This is a genomic window from Litorivita sp. NS0012-18 (genome assembly GCF_040371945.1).
GTDB lineage: Bacteria > Pseudomonadota > Alphaproteobacteria > Rhodobacterales > Rhodobacteraceae > Litorivita.
The window spans coordinates 1,729,002-1,742,918 of sequence record NZ_BAABWS010000001.1 but is presented as its reverse complement, the minus strand read 5'-3'; the positions used below and the strand labels follow the sequence as shown (position 1 = coordinate 1,742,918).

The 13,917-nt window shown below is 55.6% G+C and carries 16 protein-coding genes; 8 read left to right on the top strand and 8 right to left on the bottom strand.

The window, feature by feature from the left end; translation table 11 throughout:
* Positions 1-72: 72 nt before the first annotated feature.
* On the top strand, positions 73-558 hold the full coding sequence (secB, locus tag ABWV64_RS08390; protein WP_353343986.1) for a protein-export chaperone SecB: 486 nt from the start codon (positions 73-75) through the stop codon (positions 556-558).
* A 31-nt stretch (positions 559-589) separates the two neighbouring features.
* On the opposite strand, the gene dnaQ is transcribed toward secB, so the two are convergent.
* Genes dnaQ through ABWV64_RS08370 form a run of 4 tightly spaced genes read right to left on the bottom strand, consistent with a single transcriptional unit; the run spans position 590 to position 3,287 of the window.
* Entirely contained in the window at positions 590-1,279 is a 690-nt protein-coding gene (dnaQ, locus tag ABWV64_RS08385) for a DNA polymerase III subunit epsilon (RefSeq protein WP_353343984.1), read from the bottom strand.
* Positions 1,272-1,865, bottom strand: coding sequence for a dephospho-CoA kinase (gene coaE / locus ABWV64_RS08380; protein ID WP_353343982.1), 594 nt, complete (start codon positions 1,863-1,865; stop codon positions 1,272-1,274). The genes dnaQ and coaE overlap by 8 nt, the downstream gene beginning before the upstream one ends.
* The gene (locus ABWV64_RS08375; protein WP_353343980.1) at positions 1,862-2,689 is read right to left on the bottom strand and encodes a shikimate dehydrogenase; all 828 of its coding nucleotides are present in this window, start codon (positions 2,687-2,689) and stop codon (positions 1,862-1,864) included. Before ABWV64_RS08375 ends, coaE begins: the two co-directional genes overlap by 4 nt.
* A gap of 1 nt (position 2,690) precedes the next feature.
* Entirely contained in the window at positions 2,691-3,287 is a 597-nt protein-coding gene (locus ABWV64_RS08370) for a Maf family protein (RefSeq protein ID WP_353343978.1), read from the bottom strand.
* Between the two features lie 420 nt (positions 3,288-3,707).
* Between ABWV64_RS08370 and hemJ the strand changes: the two genes are divergently transcribed.
* The 7 genes from hemJ to ABWV64_RS08335 all read left to right on the top strand — a co-directional run bounded on the left by hemJ (position 3,708) and on the right by ABWV64_RS08335 (position 11,098).
* Positions 3,708-4,160, top strand: a complete 453-nt coding sequence (gene hemJ / locus ABWV64_RS08365; protein WP_353343976.1) for a protoporphyrinogen oxidase HemJ — start codon at positions 3,708-3,710, stop codon at positions 4,158-4,160.
* A 134-nt stretch (positions 4,161-4,294) separates the two neighbouring features.
* Positions 4,295-5,578 (top strand): transcription termination factor Rho, encoded by a 1,284-nt coding sequence (gene rho / locus ABWV64_RS08360; RefSeq protein WP_353343974.1) that lies wholly within the window; start codon positions 4,295-4,297, stop codon positions 5,576-5,578.
* A 29-nt stretch (positions 5,579-5,607) separates the two neighbouring features.
* Positions 5,608-6,894, top strand: coding sequence for a tRNA uridine-5-carboxymethylaminomethyl(34) synthesis GTPase MnmE (mnmE, locus tag ABWV64_RS08355; protein WP_353343972.1), 1,287 nt, complete (start codon positions 5,608-5,610; stop codon positions 6,892-6,894).
* 12 nt (positions 6,895-6,906) lie between these two features.
* A complete protein-coding gene (gene mnmG, locus ABWV64_RS08350; protein ID WP_353343970.1) occupies positions 6,907-8,775 on the top strand; it encodes a tRNA uridine-5-carboxymethylaminomethyl(34) synthesis enzyme MnmG in 1,869 nt (622 codons plus the stop codon).
* The gene (gene rsmG / locus ABWV64_RS08345) at positions 8,772-9,374 is read left to right on the top strand and encodes a 16S rRNA (guanine(527)-N(7))-methyltransferase RsmG (protein ID WP_353343968.1); all 603 of its coding nucleotides are present in this window, start codon (positions 8,772-8,774) and stop codon (positions 9,372-9,374) included. Before mnmG ends, rsmG begins: the two co-directional genes overlap by 4 nt.
* Positions 9,367-10,176, top strand: a complete 810-nt coding sequence (locus tag ABWV64_RS08340) for a ParA family protein (RefSeq protein ID WP_353343966.1) — start codon at positions 9,367-9,369, stop codon at positions 10,174-10,176. Before rsmG ends, ABWV64_RS08340 begins: the two co-directional genes overlap by 8 nt.
* 10 nt (positions 10,177-10,186) lie before the next feature.
* Positions 10,187-11,098, top strand: coding sequence for a ParB/RepB/Spo0J family partition protein (locus ABWV64_RS08335; RefSeq protein WP_353343964.1), 912 nt, complete (start codon positions 10,187-10,189; stop codon positions 11,096-11,098).
* Here ABWV64_RS08335 and ABWV64_RS08330 read toward each other — a convergent pair.
* Genes ABWV64_RS08330 through rph form a run of 4 tightly spaced genes read right to left on the bottom strand, consistent with a single transcriptional unit; the run spans position 11,088 to position 13,912 of the window.
* Entirely contained in the window at positions 11,088-11,441 is a 354-nt protein-coding gene (locus ABWV64_RS08330; RefSeq protein ID WP_353343962.1) for a YbaN family protein, read from the bottom strand. The two genes, ABWV64_RS08335 and ABWV64_RS08330, sit on opposite strands and share 11 nt — an antisense overlap.
* A gap of 3 nt (positions 11,442-11,444) precedes the next feature.
* Positions 11,445-12,602, bottom strand: coding sequence for a radical SAM family heme chaperone HemW (hemW, locus tag ABWV64_RS08325; protein ID WP_353343960.1), 1,158 nt, complete (start codon positions 12,600-12,602; stop codon positions 11,445-11,447).
* Positions 12,595-13,203: an RdgB/HAM1 family non-canonical purine NTP pyrophosphatase gene (gene rdgB / locus ABWV64_RS08320; protein WP_353343958.1), complete on the bottom strand. Its 609-nt coding sequence runs from the start codon at positions 13,201-13,203 to the stop codon at positions 12,595-12,597. The genes hemW and rdgB overlap by 8 nt, the downstream gene beginning before the upstream one ends.
* Positions 13,196-13,912 (bottom strand): ribonuclease PH, encoded by a 717-nt coding sequence (rph, locus tag ABWV64_RS08315; protein WP_353343956.1) that lies wholly within the window; start codon positions 13,910-13,912, stop codon positions 13,196-13,198. The genes rdgB and rph overlap by 8 nt, the downstream gene beginning before the upstream one ends.
* Between the last annotated feature and the right edge of the window lie 5 nt (positions 13,913-13,917).

Below are 13,917 nucleotides of genomic sequence, written 5' to 3'. Positions count from 1 at the left end.
TTCGGTTGAGGCGGCTTTGCCAAGCTGATAAGGCTGTAGCGAATTTGTTGAACCCTTTGGGAGAAGAACACGATGGCCGAGAATGGCAACGGCGCGGCACCGGAAATGCCCCAGATCAAAATGAACATCCTGACCCAGTATATTCGCGACATGTCGTTCGAAAACGTGCTGGCGCAGAAGGGTGGCAAGGGCAACGTGCAGCCCGATGTGCAGGTGCAGGTCAATCTCGACGCCAAACCGCGCGATACGGCGAACCAGTTCGAAGTTGTGACCAAGCTGGTCGTGACCTCCTCGGATAAAACCACCAAAGACACGCTGTTTTTGCTCGAGATCGAATATGCGGGCGTCTTCAACATCGAGGGCGTGCCGGAAGAGCAAATGCACCCGTTTTTGCTGATCGAATGCCCGCGCCTGACCTTCCCGTTCTTGCGCCGCATTGTGTCGGACGTGACCCGCGACGGGGGCTTCCCGCCCTTGAACCTCGACAATATCGATTTTGTACAGCTTTACCGCGCCGAAATCGCACGCCGCCAGCAAGAGGCGCAGCCAGCGTCCTAAGGGTTTGGCCGAAACAGTCTCTGTTTCGGTCCTATTTAGACCAAAGCGCGCCGTCGCCCATCGCCTCGACAAAGGCTTTATGGGCGGCGGCTTCTTCGTCTGTGATGCGCGGCGGAAGCGGCGCGGGGCGCGGGACAGGGCGCCAATCGCTGCTGACTTGGGCTTCGCTTCGCTTTTCTTGGGGGACAGCGCCAAGCCCGAAATCCGGCTGCCGCCCACCGATCAGCTCAAGATAGACCTCGGCCAGAATTTCGCTATCGAGCAAAGCGCCGTGCAAGGTGCGGTTAGAATTGTCGATACCGAAGCGGCGGCACAGCGCGTCGAGCGAGGCGGGCGAGCCAGGGAATTTTTTACGCGCAATGGCAAGCGTATCAAGCGCCTGAGACATGGGCAGGGTGGGCAATCCCATCCATTTCAGCTCGGCGTTGAGGAATTTCATATCGAAACTGGCGTTATGAATGATCAGCCTTGCATCGCCGATAAAGTCCAAAAAAGCCTGCCCGACCTTGGCGAATACCGGTTTATCGCGCAGGAAATCATCGCCAAGCCCGTGCACTTCAAACGCGCCTTGGGGCATGCTGCGCTCGGGGTTGATGTATTGATGATAGGTGTTTCCTGTCGGCATGTGATTATAAAGCTCGACACAGCCGATTTCGACAATCCGGTCGCCGCTTTCGGGTTCAAATCCGGTGGTTTCGGTGTCGAGGACAATCTCACGCATCGCGCATTCGCTTTCTGATATCTGCCACAACATCTTGCACCTGCGCGCGGGCATGCTCAAGCGTATCGGTTTCGATCACATAGTCGCTTCGGGCGCATTTCTCGTCATTGGGCATTTGTTTGGCTCGGATGCCCTCGAACTGTGCCTCGGTCATCGTGCCCCGCGCCATGACCCGCTCTCGTTGGGTTTGAGGTGAAACAGTGACACATGCAACCGCATCCATACGCTTTTCGCCGCCAGTCTCAAACAGCAAGGGAATGTCGTAGACGAGAATATCGGCGGCAGCATTTTTGGCAAAATCGGCGCGATCCGCGCCAAGCAGAGGGTGAACGATCGCCTCGATCTGACCTAATGCTTGCGGATCGGCGCCAATGATCTCTTTGAGGGCGTCGCGCGATACGGCACCATCAATGATCGCAGCCGGAAATACGGCCCCCATTGGCGCCACCGCTGAACCGCCCTTGGCATAAAGCCGGTGCACCGCGGCATCCGCATCCCATACGGCGCAGCCATCTTCGGCAAACATTTTCGCCGTCGTGGATTTGCCCATCCCGATGGAGCCAGTCAGACCGAGGCGAAATATCATCGCAATGCCGCCGTGCGCGCGGCGCTGTCGACCTCAGGTCGCTGGCCGAACCAGCGCTCGAAGGCGGGGACGGCTTGATGAAGCAACATGCCAAGGCCGTCCACGGTGGTGCACCCCTGTTTTTCCGCCTCAAGCAACAGGCGGGTTTTCAGTGGCGCATATACCAGATCGGTCACAACAGCGGATTTTTGCAACCCGTCGAGCGGCACCCGCAATTCGGGTTTGCCCATCATGCCAAGAGAGGTCGTGTTGACCACAAGGCTGGCCTCTTCAATCATATTGCCCGCTTGCACCCAATCCACGACCGTGAGGCGTTTGCCAAAATCATCTTGGAGTTTTTCAGCGCGCACCTTGGTGCGGTTGGAGATCAATATTTCCGGCACGCCCACATCCAAAAGCGCCGCGACCACGGCCCGCGCCGCGCCGCCAGCGCCAAGCACCGCCGCAGGTCCGGATTTCGGGTCCCAATGCGGTGCACCTTGGCGCAGGTTTTCAATGAACCCGTAACCATCCGTGTTGTCAGCGTGAATTTTTCCGTCTTTGCGAAAGATCAACGTATTCGCCGCGCCGATCAAAGTGGCACGATCTGTAATCAAATCGGCGATCTGCATCACATGCTCTTTGTGCGGAACGGTGATATTGACCCCCACAAACCCCATTTTCGGAAGCGTTTTCAGCACGTGTTCAAGATCATCCGACACCACATCCATCGGAATATAGAATCCAGGCAACCCGTAGGTTTTTAGCCAATGCTGATGCAGTTGCGGGGATTTTGAATGGGCGATCGGATTGCCGATCACGCCGGCCAACGGGATTCGTGTCATATCAAGTCTCCAAATCGCCGCGCAGGCTCAGGTAGGATAGGATTTCAAGTAAGGGCATGCCCAGCACCGTAAAATAATCGCCATCCACTCGGGAAAACAAGCGCACACCCTCTTCTTCAAGCTTATATCCGCCAACCGAGTGGCGCAGGCTATGCCAATTGCGATCAAGATAGCCCTGCAAGTAGCTTGGCGAGATATCCCGCATTTGCATCCGAACAATACCGATATGGCGCCACAAGGGCTTTCCGTTTTCGCAAATGACAGCCGCCGAGAGGAGTTGATGTTTTTGACCCGATAGTGCCCGCAGTTGCGCCTCGGCATCGCTGCGGTCCGCTGGTTTGGAGAAAAGCGTGCCCGCATGATCCAAAACCTGATCGGAGCCGATCACCAGCGCATCGGGATGTTTTTCGCTGACCTTGCGGGCCTTCATTTCGGCCAATGTGTCGGCAATATCGCGCGGCTTCGCTCCCTCGGCCAAAAGCGCGGCTTTGACCATCTCTTCATCCACGCGCGGCTTTTCTATTTCAAACGCTACATTCGCATTTTGCAGCATCTGCGCCCTGATGGATGAACCGGATGCCAGTATTATTTTCACCATGCTATGAGACCCGCCCTATGCGCCATGTGGATAACCCCGTGGAGGAGTTAACGGACTATTTACGAATAGTCTGCGTATCCTTTTAGAGGTCTCGCGCGGCTGGGGAAAGATACCGCGTCTCACGGGACGCCGCGGGAATTTTCCCTAAGGGGTAAGAATAACTTAACCATTGTGAATGGATCAGTTGTTGAATGCTTGCTCAGAGAGTTATTCACAGCATGTTTGGAATAAAAACTTATTAATTTCAATATTTTGTGCACTTATTTGGTCTGGTTATCCTTATCGACCACAGGATTTACTCCTCATGTGGAGAAGCCGTGGAGAACACAATAATCCACGGAAAATGCGTTTACCTACTAAATCATCATCCTTTTTCTTTTCTTTATTTATTATATTGAGATGGCAAAAAGGGGCTTTGAAATGATCGGTGATTTTTTGGCAGGGGTCTATCCATGGACCAAGGCGATGCACATCATGTCTGTGATTTCATGGATGGCAGGCTTGTTCTATCTGCCCCGTCTTTTTGTGCATCACACTGAGCAAGTGACATCTGGCGAGAAGGCGGATGAAATTTTTGCCATGATGGAGACCAAGCTTTTGCGCGTGATCATGAATCCAGCGATGATCGCGACTTGGATTTTTGGCCTGATGTTGGTTTTTACTCCCGGGATCGTGGATTGGTCGATGGTTTGGCCATGGACGAAGGCGGCGGCGGTTTTGATCATGACATGGTTTCATCACTGGCTGGCCAAGCGTCGCAAAGATTTTATACGTGGTGAGAATAGCCTGAGCGGAAAACATTACCGGATGATGAATGAGGTTCCGACGCTTTTAATGGTCGTGATTGTCTTGTCGGTGGTTGTGAAATTCTAAACCTGACTGCTTTCGTTGACTCGCAGCTTGGGCGGCTTTATGAAGCGATCAACCAGCCCGTCCGGGCAACGTGTTTTTCCAGATCAAAACAGAACGATCCACTGCGCGGGCAGTGTGTGCGTTGAGGTATGTCCATGAGCGATGAAACCACCATTGAACGTCTGAACCTGTCGGACCTCAAAGCCAAGAGCCCTAAAGACCTGCTCTCGATGGCTGAAGAGCTGGAGATCGAGAACGCCTCGACCATGCGCAAGGGCGAGATGATGTTCTCGATCCTCAAAGAAATGGCCGAAGACGATTGGGAAATCGGCGGCGATGGCGTGTTGGAAGTTCTGCAGGACGGTTTTGGATTTTTGCGCAGCCCCGAAGCAAACTATCTTCCCGGTCCCGATGACATCTATGTTTCGCCGGAAATGATCCGTCAGTATTCTTTGCGCACGGGCGACACAATCGAAGGTTTGATGGCCGCGCCTGACGGGGATGAGCGTTATTTCGCCCTTCAAACCGTGAGCCAGATCAATTTCGAAGATCCGGAAAAAGCCCGTCACAAGATCGCTTTTGACAACCTTACGCCGCTTTACCCCGACGAGCGTCTGAAAATGGAAGTCGAAGATCCGACGGTGAAGGATCGCTCGGCACGGATTATCGATCTGGTAGCGCCTATCGGGAAGGGGCAACGCTCGCTGATCGTGGCGCCGCCGCGGACGGGTAAAACCGTGCTGCTGCAAAATATCGCCAATTCGATCGAGCAGAACCATCCCGAGTGCTATTTGATTGTGTTGTTGATCGACGAGCGCCCCGAAGAGGTCACGGATATGCAACGCTCTGTGAAGGGTGAGGTGGTGTCCTCGACCTTTGATGAGCCTGCGACACGCCACGTTGCGGTATCCGAAATGGTGATCGAGAAGGCGAAGCGTCTGGTTGAGCATAAGCGCGATGTCGTGATCTTGCTCGATTCCATCACACGCCTTGGCCGCGCCTTCAACACGGTTGTGCCGTCCTCGGGCAAGGTTCTGACCGGCGGTGTCGATGCGAACGCCCTGCAGCGCCCCAAGCGCTTCTTTGGCGCTGCACGCAACATCGAAGAGGGCGGCTCGCTTACGATTATCGCGACGGCCTTGATCGATACGGGATCGCGTATGGATGAGGTCATCTTTGAAGAGTTCAAAGGCACGGGCAACTCCGAGATCGTTCTGGATCGCAAGGTTGCCGATAAACGGGTCTTCCCTGCGATGGATATCTTGAAATCGGGCACGCGTAAGGAAGACTTGCTTGTCGACAAAATCGATCTGCAGAAAACCTTTGTTTTGCGCCGGATCCTCAATCCGATGGGCACGACAGATGCCATTGAGTTCCTGATTTCGAAGTTGAAGCAGACCAAGACCAACTCTGACTTCTTCGACTCGATGAATACCTGATTTTCTAACGAAAACAGTAGGTTATTACTATGGACACGATCTTCGCCTTGGCAACTTCGGCGGGCAAGGCGGGCGTTGCGGTGATCCGTATTTCCGGCCCTCACGCCTTTGCGGCGGGACGGGCTTTGGCTGGCGATTTGCCAAAAACACGCGTTGCTGGGCTTAGACGCCTGATGGACCAAGATGGGATGATCTTGGATGAGGCGCTTGTTTTGTGTTTTGAGAAGGGGGCCAGCTTTACCGGCGAGCAGGTCGTCGAGCTGCAGCTACACGGATCTGTCGCGGTGATTTCTCAGGTGCTGCGGGTTTTGTCTGATATGCCGCAACTGCGTATGGCCGAACCTGGAGAGTTTACGCGTCGCGCGTTGACCTCTGGACAGTTGGACTTGGCGCAAGTCGAGGGCCTCGCGGATTTGATCGATGCCGAAACGGAGGCACAGCGGAAACAGGCGTTTCGCGTGCTTTCAGGTGAATTAGGGTCGAAAGCCGAAGTTTGGCGGCGCGATCTGATCCGCGCGGCGGCCTTGATCGAAGCGACGATTGATTTTGCCGATGAGGATGTGCCGGTTGATGTGTCGCCGGAGGTTACCGGACTGTTGCTCGATGTGCGCGGCTCAATGGCGGCAGAGATTTCCGGTGTTGAAGCAGCGGAGCGCATCCGAAGCGGGTTTGAGGTGGCAATTGTCGGCGCGCCGAACGTCGGAAAATCCACGCTCTTGAACCGGCTGGCGGGTCGAGATGCGGCAATCACATCCGAATACGCCGGAACAACCCGCGATATCATCGAGGTCCGCATGGATATCGCGGGCCTTCCCGTGACCCTTTTGGATACCGCGGGGCTGCGCGAAACCGAGGATCACGTCGAGGCCATCGGGATTGACCGTGCGCGCGAAAGAGCGACTGCGGCGGATCTGAGAGTGTTCCTCATAGAGGAAGGCGGCTCTTTGCTGATGGATCCCCAGCAAGGGGATATTGTTCTGCGCGCGAAGGGCGATCTGAGTAACGCTGGCGAAGAGAAAATTTCGGGTCTGACAGGGCAGGGCGTTGATGAGTTGGTGCGCCGTGTGGGTGAAATTTTGTCAACGCGCGCAGCGAATGTCGGGATTGCCACCCGTAATCGCCATCGGTCCGCTATGATGCGAGCCGACGAATCGTTGGCTTTGGCCGAGAGCTATATCTCCTCCTCCTTTGAGGAGACGGATATCGTTGCGGAGGAACTCCGCACTGCTATCCGTGCCCTTGAAACTTTGGTGGGTCGCATAGATGTTGAGAACCTGCTTGATGAAATTTTTTCCAGCTTTTGCCTTGGAAAGTGAGGAGTGTTTCACGTGAAACATTTTGATTTTGATGTTGTTGTGATCGGGGGGGGCCACGCGGGCGCCGAAGCAGCACACGCGTCCGCGCGAATGGGCGCGCGGACCGCTTTGCTGACTCTGCGCCGCGATGGTATCGGCGTTATGTCTTGCAATCCTGCGATTGGCGGGCTCGGCAAAGGGCATTTGGTGCGCGAAATCGATGCCATGGATGGCGTCATGGGTAAAGTTGCCGATCGCGCGGGCATCCAGTTTCGCCTTCTCAACCGTCGAAAGGGCCCCGCTGTTCAAGGCCCGCGCACACAGGCGGACCGTAAAGTTTACCGCGAAACGATGTTGTCCTTTACCGAGGCGCAGGAAAACCTAGAGATTATCGAGGGCGAGGCCATTGATTTTCTGATGAGCGAAGGGGCGGTGCGCGGCGTGATTCTCGAGGGCGGGCGCGAGATCTCTAGCGCTGCCGTCGTGCTGACCACAGGCACATTTTTGCGCGGCGTGATTCATATTGGCGATGTGTCCCGCCCTGGCGGGCGCATGGGGGATAAACCCTCTGTAAAGCTGGCCGAGAGAATTGATGCGTTTGGGCTGCCGCTGGGCCGGCTAAAGACCGGAACACCGCCTCGCCTTGACGGGCGCACGATCGATTGGTCTTCGCTTGAAAGCCAGCCGGCCGACGGTGACCCTACGATGTTCTCGTTTCTCTCTAGGGCACCTTTTGCTCGACAGATTTCGTGCGGCATAACCCACACAAACCCGAAAACCCATGAGATCATTCGCAGAAATCTTGATCGATCCGCCATGTATGGTGGGCATATTTCAGGTGTAGGCCCGCGCTATTGCCCATCCATCGAGGACAAAATTGTGCGGTTTGCGGATAAGGAATCACATCAGATTTTCCTAGAACCGGAGGGACTCGAGGATCATACGGTCTATCCCAACGGAATTTCGACATCGCTTCCTGAGGATGTTCAGGAAGCCTACATTCGTTCGATTGCAGGTCTAGAGCGGGCAAAAATTTTGCAGCCTGGTTACGCGATCGAATATGATTACGTCGATCCGAGGGCTCTGGACGCGACGTTGCGGGTAAAGTCCGTGCTTGGTCTATTTCTTGCAGGGCAAATAAACGGGACCACAGGATATGAAGAGGCGGCGGCGCAGGGTCTGGCTGCTGGTATTAACGCGGCCTTGGCGTCGGCTGGGCGTGAGCCTTTTCAGTTTAGTCGCGCTGACAGCTACATCGGCGTGATGATCGATGACCTTATATCTCGCGGAGTGACCGAGCCGTACCGGATGTTTACGTCACGGGCCGAGTTCAGGCTTTCCCTGCGTGCCGATAACGCTGACCAAAGACTTACCCCGATCGCGATCGCGTTGGGCTGCGCCAGTGTCGAGCGTCGGGCGGTGTTCGAGGATAAGCACTCTCGCTTGAAGTTTGCTCGGCAGCGAATTTCCGAGAAAACCTATACCGCGAAAGAACTTAGCGCGGTTGGGGTCGCGCTGACACAAGATGGCGCGCGCAGGACGGGGTTTGAATTGCTGTCTTTGCCCAGTGTTGATTTCGCTACATTGCGTTCTCTCGACCCAGGTTTAGAGGATATCGATCGAGAGGTCAGCGGGCAGCTGGAAAAAGACGCGATCTACGCCCATTATATTGAACGACAACAGCGCGATGTGGAGGCGATGCGGCGAGACGAAGCGCACATCATTCCCGAAGACTTTGATTTTTTGAACGTTGAGGGCCTTACAACCGAGCAAAAAGTAAAGCTTGATCGTCTCAGGCCGTCAAATTTGGCGCAAGCCGCGCGAATGGAGGGGATAACTCCTGCGGCGCTAACCTTGCTTCTCTCTAAAATCCGACAGGCGAAGCGGAGCCAAAGTGCATGATTGAGGGAAGTGATGTTTCACGTGAAACAATTGAGCGGTTAGAGCATTTTGCGACGCTCTTGATTAAGTGGAATCCAAAGATCAACCTTGTTTCCAAGGCCTCATTGGAAAATTTATGGGAGCGCCATATCCGGGATTCTGTTCAAGTCGCACAGATTGCGTTGGGAGCGAGGGGTCATTTGGTGGACTTGGGAAGTGGTGGCGGCTTTCCGGGTGTTGTTTTGGCAATCATGCGTGATGAGATTGGCCTCGACAAGGTGACCCTGATCGAGAGCGATCAGAGAAAATGCGCATTTTTGCGCTCTGCCCTGCGAGAAACGGGTGCATCAGCAGAGATTATTTCGCAACGTATCGAGCTTTCGCCACCACAATCTGCTGATCTTGTTTCGGCGCGCGCTCTTGCTGACCTGGCGGCGCTTTTGGGTCATGCTGAACGTCACCTTGCGCCGACCGGGCTGTGTTTGTTTCCAAAAGGCAGGAGTTGGGAAAAAGAGGTGGCAGAGGCCCGAGAACAATGGCATTTTGAACATGAGGCTATACCAAGCAAAACAGAAGCTGGCGCTGTCATCTTGCGAATCGGAGAAATAAAACGTGTCTGATCCGTCCCGCCCTGCAGGCCCTCGCATTATTGCTGTCGCCAATCAAAAAGGTGGCGTAGGAAAGACGACGACCACCATCAACTTGAGCGCTGCATTGGCCGAGCAAGGTAAGCGCGTTCTGGTGATCGATCTCGATCCGCAGGGGAATGCCTCTACCGGCCTTGGGATCGATCCGGAGGCACGCGATTACACGACCTATGAGTTGCTTCTCGAGGATGTGCCACTTGATGAGGTGGTTCTGCCGACAAGCAGCGAAGGTCTTTTTATTATTCCTGCGACGGTTGATCTGAGCTCGGCTGATATCGAATTGATATCAAACGAAAAGCGTAGCTTTCTTTTGCATGATGCATTGCGCCAAACGGCCATGGATGCGTTCGATTTTGACTATATTCTGATCGACTGTCCTCCATCGCTCAATTTGTTGACGGTAAATGCGATGGTCGCAGCGCATTCCATTTTGGTGCCTCTGCAGAGCGAATTTTTTGCCTTGGAAGGGTTGTCTCAGTTGATGTTGACCATTCGAGAGGTGCGAGAGGCTGCCAATCCAGCGCTGCGCATAGAGGGCGTCGTCTTGACGATGTATGATTCTCGAAACCGGTTGTCACAACAGGTCGAAATGGATGCTCGGGATAACTTGGGTGATTTGGTTTTCAAAACAATAATCCCGCGAAATGTTCGAGTTAGTGAGGCGCCGTCATACTCAATTCCGGTGTTGAGCTACGATTCGAATTCAAAGGGGGCCGCGGCGTATCGGGCGCTTGCGGTCGAGTTGCTAGAGCAGCACGCGGCGGTCGCGGTGTAAGGGGGATACAATGACGGACAAGACAAGAAAAAACCGCGGTTTGGGCCGAGGGTTGTCGGCCCTGATGGCAGATGTAGCGGTTGAACAGACAGCGACCACCCAATCTGGTGGTCGTGAGGCGCCTGATATGATGGTCCCAATCGAGAAGGTTGTGCCAAATCCTGATCAGCCGCGCCGCAGCTTCACCCCCGAACAGCTGGACGAACTGGCCGCTTCGATCAAAGAGAAGGGTATCATCCAGCCTCTGATCGTGCGTCCGCGTCCAAATAACAGCGGCGAGTATGAGATCGTGGCCGGTGAGCGGCGTTGGCGCGCGGCGCAGATGGCGCAGCTACACCGTATTCCGGTGCTTGTGCGTGAATTTGACGATACCGAAGTTCTCGAGATCGCGATCATCGAAAATATCCAGCGCGCCGACCTCAACCCGGTGGAAGAGGCGATGGGCTATCGTCAGTTGATGGACAAATTCGGTCATACCCAAGAACAACTGGCGCAGGCGCTCGGGAAAAGCCGAAGCTATCTTGCGAACCTTATGCGGCTCTTGCAATTGCCCGAAGAGGTCCTGGAATATTTGCGCGATGGCGCGCTCTCCACGGGGCACGCGCGTGCGCTGATCACCTCGGATGATCCAGTGGGATTGGCGAAGACGGTAATCAAGAATGGCCTTTCGGTGCGTGATACAGAGCGGTTGGCAAAGCGCGAAAGTGCTCCAAAGATCGGCGAACGCGCGGCCAAAGGGCCGTCGGATCGTATAGAAAAGGATGCCGATACGCGGGCCTTAGAGGGGGACCTGTCGGCCGCGCTGAAAATGAAGGTGAGTGTTGATCACAAGGCGGGTCAGGATGCGGGGCAGATTACGATTAAGTATGAAACCTTGGAGGAGCTGGACGAGCTTTGCCGCATCCTGAGCTTTACGCGCTAGGGCGCGACCAAATGAAAACCAGCACGGCACATAGCGTAATTGCCTGAATCAACAGGATTAAAAGTTTCAGCTTGAGCACCACAGATAGGCCGAAGGTCAGCGCAATAGACAATGTGGCCAATCTTTTTGCGCCTATCGAGATTGCGCCGTGTGCCTGCCAATCGTGGATTGGCGGGCCGAATTTTGGGTGATTGAGTAGCCAAAAGTGGAGCCGCTCGGATGAGCGCGCAAAGCAAAATGCGGCGAGAAGAAAAAGCGGGACGGTCGGAACCAGCGGTAGAATGATGCCTGCGATACCGGTTCCCAAGCTGAGCAGGCCGCAGATCATCCAAATCAGTCGCATTGCTCAGCCCGCCAGTAGTTTCTCGAGGATTGCGTTGAGCACCAACCGGCCTTCGCGGGTGGTTCGCAAGTTTGTGCCCTGCGCTTCGATCATGCCGATTTCGTCTAGGTGCTGCAAGCTTTCCGCGTCGAGCGGCTGTCCGGCGAGGGCGGCGTAGCGCTCTGTGTCGATGCCTTCCGTGAGGCGCAGACCCATCATCAAATATTCACCCGCCTGATCGAGCGGGGCAATGATGTTGCGGGCTTGCTCGCCGTGGTGATCCTCGGCTTGGGCGAGCCATATTGCAGGATTGTGAACCGTGCTTGTTGCGTAGCGCGCGCCACCAGCGGTCAACCGTCCGTGTGCCCCGGGTCCGATCCCGATGAAATCCCCATAGCGCCAGTAGATCATGTTGTGGCGCGATGCGGCGCCGTCTTTGGCATGGTTAGAGACTTCGTATGCGCTTAAACCGGCTTCGCCGCAGATGTCCTGCGTGGCTTTATACATATCGGCCGCGGTCGAATCTGCAGGAAGACCGCGCAGTTTTCCCAGAGCATATCGGTCTCCAAATGCGGTGCCTTCCTCGATTGTCAGTTGGTAGAGCGAAAGGTGATCCACCGCGAGGCGCAACGCTTGCGACAGCTCGCTGCGCCAGTCTGACAGGGTCTGGTCTTGACGCGCATAGATCAAATCAAAGCTTATTCGGTCAAAGTGGGCACGCGCGATGTCAAAGGCGGCATATGCCTCCTCTGCAGTATGTAAGCGGCCCAATTTTTGCAGATCACGGTTATTTAGAGACTGAATTCCCATCGAAACGCGGCTTACCCCCCCCTCGGCATAGGCGGCAAAGCGGCCTGCCTCGACCGAGCCGGGGTTGGCTTCGAGGGTGATTTCGAAGTCATTGGCTGTGGGCCAATGCGATTTGATGCGCTCGATGATGGCGGCCACGCTATCGGGGTTCATCAGGCTGGGCGTGCCGCCGCCAAAAAAGACCGAGGTCAATACGCGGCCTTTGGTTTGTGCCGCGTATCTGTCTATTTCCCTCAGGTAGGCCGAAAGCCAGCGTGATTGATCAATCTCGCGCGAAACATGGCTGTTGAAGTCACAATAGGGGCATTTCGATTGGCAAAAGGGCCAATGCAAATAGAGGCCAAAGCCCCCGTTTCGCCAATCTTCACTCAAAACAGCCCGCGACAAGTTTGGCAAAGGCGTCGGCGCGATGGCTGATCCGGTTCTTTTGCTCAGAGGGCATTTCGGCGAAGGTCACCTCATAGCCATCAGGAATGAAGATCGGGTCATATCCATGCCCGTTATCGCCGCGCATCGGCCAAGTGACTTGGCCTTCCATTTTTCCAGGGAACACCTCGTCATGCCCATCGGGCCATGCGAGCACCAAGGTCGAGCAAAACCGACCGGTCCAAGGTTGGGGTTTGCCGGTTTCGCGCAGCTTGTCGTGGGTCTTGGTCATCGCCATGATGAAATCGCGACCAGTCTCTGTTTCGGCCCAATCGGCGGTATATACGCCAGGTGCGCCGTCCAAAGCGTCGATTTCGATACCGCTGTCGTCGGAGAGGGCCGGAAGGCCGGTGGCCTGAGCCGCGGCGTGGGCCTTGATCCGCGCATTGCCGACGAATGTGGTTTCGGTCTCTTCGGGTTCTGGCAGGTTCATGTCGCCTGCACCGATGACCTCTATCCCGAAGGGCGCCAGCAGATCGATGATCTCCGCCAGCTTGCCCTTGTTGTGGGTCGCAACGAGGAGCTTTTTGCCGTCGAATTTACGCACTGGCGGCGGCCTTTTGCGCGGCGACCAATTCGGTCACGCCTTTTTCCGCGAGATCCATCAGTTGGTTCATCTGGTCGCGCGAATAGGTCGATCCTTCGGCAGACATTTGAACTTCGATCAATTTCTTGGTGCCGGTCATGATGAAATTACCATCGACGCCCGCTTCGCTGTCTTCGGGATAGTCAAGGTCGAGCACGGGTTGACCTGCATAGATGCCGCAAGAAACCGCCGCGACCGGATCGACCAAAGGATCGGAGATCACGGCGCCGGTTTTCATCAGCTTGTTGACCGCGAGGCGCAGCGCGACCCAGCCGCCCGTGATCGACGCGCAGCGGGTGCCGCCGTCCGCTTGGATCACGTCGCAATCGACGGTGATTTGGCGCTCGCCCAAAGCCACACGGTCGACGCCCGCGCGCAAGGAGCGACCGATCAGGCGCTGGATTTCGACAGTGCGGCCGCCCTGTTTTCCGGCGGCGGCTTCGCGGCGCATCCGGCTGGTGGTCGAGCGCGGCAACATACCGTATTCGGCGGTGACCCAACCAAGGCCGGAGCCTTTGATAAACGGCGGCACGCGGTCTTCGATCGTCGCGGTGCAAAGCACATGCGTGTCGCCCATGCGGATCATGCAAGACCCTTCGGCATGTTTGGTCACGCCGGTTTCAATGGACACGTCGCGCATTTGGTCTAGGTTTCTTCCCGAAGGCCGCATGGTTA

Excerpts from the sequence above, each read along its gene's own strand:
- secB (WP_353343986.1), top strand. The coding sequence starts at position 73 with ATGGCCGAGAATGGCAACGGCGCGGCACCGGAAATGCCCCAGATCAAA.
- dnaQ (WP_353343984.1), bottom strand. The coding sequence starts at position 1,279 with ATGCGTGAGATTGTCCTCGACACCGAAACCACCGGATTTGAACCCGAA.
- coaE (WP_353343982.1), bottom strand. The coding sequence starts at position 1,865 with ATGATATTTCGCCTCGGTCTGACTGGCTCCATCGGGATGGGCAAATCC.
- ABWV64_RS08375 (WP_353343980.1), bottom strand. The coding sequence starts at position 2,689 with ATGACACGAATCCCGTTGGCCGGCGTGATCGGCAATCCGATCGCCCAT.
- ABWV64_RS08370 (WP_353343978.1), bottom strand. The coding sequence starts at position 3,287 with ATGGTGAAAATAATACTGGCATCCGGTTCATCCATCAGGGCGCAGATG.
- hemJ (WP_353343976.1), top strand. The coding sequence starts at position 3,708 with ATGATCGGTGATTTTTTGGCAGGGGTCTATCCATGGACCAAGGCGATG.
- rho (WP_353343974.1), top strand. The coding sequence starts at position 4,295 with ATGAGCGATGAAACCACCATTGAACGTCTGAACCTGTCGGACCTCAAA.
- mnmE (WP_353343972.1), top strand. The coding sequence starts at position 5,608 with ATGGACACGATCTTCGCCTTGGCAACTTCGGCGGGCAAGGCGGGCGTT.
- rsmG (WP_353343968.1), top strand. The coding sequence starts at position 8,772 with ATGATTGAGGGAAGTGATGTTTCACGTGAAACAATTGAGCGGTTAGAG.
- ABWV64_RS08335 (WP_353343964.1), top strand. The coding sequence starts at position 10,187 with ATGACGGACAAGACAAGAAAAAACCGCGGTTTGGGCCGAGGGTTGTCG.
- ABWV64_RS08330 (WP_353343962.1), bottom strand. The coding sequence starts at position 11,441 with ATGCGACTGATTTGGATGATCTGCGGCCTGCTCAGCTTGGGAACCGGT.
- rph (WP_353343956.1), bottom strand. The coding sequence starts at position 13,912 with ATGCGGCCTTCGGGAAGAAACCTAGACCAAATGCGCGACGTGTCCATT.